This is a genomic window from Roseateles sp. P5_E11 (assembly GCF_054049355.1).
The window spans coordinates 1-3011 of sequence record NZ_JBFUMO010000655.1; the positions used below are offsets into that span (position 1 = coordinate 1).

Annotated in this window: 5 protein-coding genes; 3 read left to right on the forward strand and 2 right to left on the reverse strand. The window is 68.9% G+C overall.

From position 1 onward, the window contains the following. Both ACXJKR_RS28650 and ACXJKR_RS28655 read right to left on the reverse strand, forming a co-directional pair. Positions 1-534: ligand-binding sensor domain-containing protein (locus ACXJKR_RS28650; RefSeq protein WP_457325726.1), on the reverse strand; the 534-nt coding region annotated here is incomplete at its 3' end. Positions 535-682: 148 nt separating this feature from the next. Next, a complete protein-coding gene (locus ACXJKR_RS28655) occupies positions 683-1411 on the reverse strand; it encodes a response regulator (protein ID WP_457325727.1) in 729 nt (242 codons plus the stop codon). 141 nt (positions 1412-1552) lie between these two features. Here ACXJKR_RS28655 and ACXJKR_RS28660 point away from each other — a divergent pair, with 141 nt between their 5' ends. From ACXJKR_RS28660 to ACXJKR_RS28670, 3 genes are all read left to right on the forward strand, one after another. After that, positions 1553-1750, forward strand: a complete 198-nt coding sequence (locus ACXJKR_RS28660) for a hypothetical protein (RefSeq protein ID WP_056202667.1) — start codon at positions 1553-1555, stop codon at positions 1748-1750. Positions 1751-1763: 13 nt separating this feature from the next. After that, positions 1764-2189: a globin family protein gene (locus ACXJKR_RS28665; RefSeq protein WP_056202664.1), complete on the forward strand. Its 426-nt coding sequence runs from the start codon at positions 1764-1766 to the stop codon at positions 2187-2189. Between the two features lie 39 nt (positions 2190-2228). Then, positions 2229-3011: PAS domain-containing protein (locus ACXJKR_RS28670; protein WP_457325729.1), on the forward strand; the 783-nt coding region annotated here is incomplete at its 3' end.

Genomic DNA, 3011 nt, shown 5'->3' on the forward strand with positions numbered 1-3011 from the left:
CGCATGGCGCTGGACCGTACCGCGGCTGGTATCCAGCAGGTCCAGACCGGCACCGGTGCCGACCCACAGCAGGCCGTTGCCCTCGTCGAGCATGGCGTGCACGCTCTTGCGGCTCAGCGCCGCGCCGGCAGCCAACGGGGCGACGAAACGGTCGGTGCGCGCCTCATACCGCACCAGGCCACCGGCGCTGGTGCCTACCCAAAGACGCCGTTGGTCATCGACATGCAGCGCTTGCACGTAACTGTCGGGCAAGGCACCGGACGAAGCCATGTCGCTGACATAGCTGCGAAGCTGATAACCATCCCAACGGGACAGCCCGGATTGCGTGGCGATCCAGAGGAAGCCTTCGCCGTCCTGGGCCAGCGCGGTGAAGGACATCGGCGCGACCAGCACCTGGTGGAACACCGCATCCGAACGGGCGGCCCAGGCCGTCGGGGCGGGCTCGTCTGCCGCCCGGGCGCCACCGCCCAACGCAAGCCCAAGCAGGGCGACGAAGCGCGCCCATCTGTTGATCAGCGAGAAAAAGTGACCCATGCCGTCGCAAGGCGCATGCACGGCTGCAGCTTGCGCGCAGCGGCGCATTTCGCGCGTCCTCTGACGGTCAGGATACGGTACAAAACCACTGCGACACCAGCGGCCGCGGACTTGTTGCAACTGCGGCTGGCGCCGGGAAATCGCCCGCTCAGCCCGCCACCGGCACGTAGACGTAGCCGACGTTGCGCACGGTCTTGATGACCTCCGGCTTGTCGGGGTTGCGCTCCACCTTGCGGCGCAGGCGCATGACGCGCAGGTCGATGCTGCGGTCGAACACGTCCCAGCCGCGGTTGTGGGCCTGCTCCATGATCTGGTCGCGGTTCAGCGGGCGATTGGGGTGGCGGGCAAACAGCGCCAGCAGGTCGAACTCGGCGGCCGTGATGTCGATCTCCTCGCCCACCGCGCCAAAGAGCTTGCGCTGGGCCATGTCGAGTTCGCACAGGCCAAAGGCAACGCGCTCCGGATCGCTCGGTGCGAGCACAGGTGCCGGCGCGGCCGTCACCTGCAGGCGTCGCAGCACGGCGCGCACGCGGGCCAGCAGTTCGCGCAGCTCAAAGGGCTTGGCGATGTAATCGTCCGCCCCCACCTCCAGGCCGACGATGCGGTCGATGGCCTCGCCCGCCGTAGTCAGCATCAGCACAGCCAGGCGCGGATGGGCTTCACGCAGCGCGCGGGCCAGGGACAGACCGTTCTCGCCCGGCATGTTGATGTCGAGCACGGCCACATCGGGTACACGCTCGGCGACGCGGGCGCGCGCCGCGGCAGCGTCCTGGGCCTGCATGACCTCGAAGCCGTTGCGGCCGAAATACTCGGCCAGCAGGGCACGCAATTCAGGCTCGTCGTCGACGAGCAGCACGGTGGGCGAGGTGTTTGGCATGGCGGCGAATGATAGGCAGGCCGGCCTTGCTCGGGGCAAGGCAGCGTGGTGTTGAAACAAACGCAACACAGTCGAGCCGACGTGAAGCGCGCTTGAAACCGGCGCGGCCGACAGTGGCGACACACCAACCGGAAGACCCTCATGCACTACCGCAGCGACAACCCCTCCACCGACTGGCCCGAAACGATGCTCGTCGGCTGCCGCAGCGAAGCCTTCGCCGAGGACCTCGAACACGCCCCTGCGCCCTCGCCCCGCTGGAACCTGCTCGAGCGCCTCATCATGGCCTTGCCACTGCTGTGCGTGTTCGCACCCGTCGCCGACGCTTATCTCATCCATTGACACCGAGGCTGCCATGACCCCGCACCAAATCCACCTGATCCGCAGCAGCTTCGCGCCGCTCATGCCCCTGGCGCCCACCGTCGCCGAGGCCTTCTACGCCCAGCTGTTTGCCCGTGACCCCGCCCTGCGCGCGCTGTTCCGTGGCAGCGCCATGGTCGAGCAGGGGGCGCGGCTGATGCAGATGATCGGCGCCGCCATCGACCTGCTTGACCGCCCCGCCTCGCTGAACCCCGTGCTGCTCAAGCTCGGCCAGCGCCATGCCGGCTATGGTGTCGTCGAGGCCCACTACGCCAGCGTCGGCGCCGCGCTGCTGGACACCCTGGCCGCCGGCCTTGGCGATGGCTTCACGGCCGAGGTGCGCGAAGCCTGGACGGTGATGTACGGCCATGTCGCCCGGACCATGCAAGAGGGTGCCGCTACCGAGGCGCTGGCCGCCTGAGCCTGCTTATCATCGGCGCGCCCAGGGAGAGCGCGCCGCATGACAGAGACCTTGCATTTCCACCCCACGCCCGACGCCGGCGTGGGCGAACTCGGCAGCGTGCTCAAGGCCACGCTGCCGCTGCTGTCGCAGCTGCTGGAAGCCGTGCCGGCGCGCGTCGTCGTCATCGACGTGGCCGAGCGCTTCGTCTGGGCCAACCACGAGTTCTTCAAGTTCACCGGCCTGCATCCCAAGCAGGTGCTCGGCCAGCCCATCGGCCGCATCATTGGCGACGCCGCCTATGCCGACTACGGTGCCGTGCGCTCGCGCCTGGCCAGCGGCCAGACCGTCGCGTGGGAGGGTTGGACCGAACTGGCTGGTGCCGGTCGGCGCTATATGCGCGAGCACCTCATTCCCGTCGACGTGCAGGCCGGCGTGCCGCAGGCCACCGTCGTCATGAGCCTGGACCTGACCGAGCTGAAGCGGCGCGACGCCGAGCTGTCGGCCAAGGTCACCGAGCTGCAGGCCAGCGAGGCGCTGAAGTCCTCCATCTTCGACCACGCGATGGCGGCCCTGGTCTCCACCGACAGGACCGGCCACATCGTCGAGTTCAACCCCGCCGCGGCGGCCATGTTCGGGCTGGCGCGMGCCGAGGCTATCGGCCGCTCGGTGTCCGACGTGATGATTCCGGCCCGRCTGCGCGCGGCCCACGAGGCTGGCATGGCGCGCGTCTCGGCCGGCGGCGAGCAGCGCATCATCGGCAAGCGCATCGAGATGCAGGCCCAGCGCGCCGACGGCAACGAGTTTCCCGTCGAGATGGTGCTGTGGCGCACCGATGTAGCC

Coding starts and splice junctions, on each gene's coding strand:
- ACXJKR_RS28655 (WP_457325727.1), bottom strand. CDS start 1,411: ATGCCAAACACCTCGCCCACCGTGCTGCTCGTCGACGACGAGCCTGAA.
- ACXJKR_RS28660 (WP_056202667.1), top strand. CDS start 1,553: ATGCACTACCGCAGCGACAACCCCTCCACCGACTGGCCCGAAACGATG.
- ACXJKR_RS28665 (WP_056202664.1), top strand. CDS start 1,764: ATGACCCCGCACCAAATCCACCTGATCCGCAGCAGCTTCGCGCCGCTC.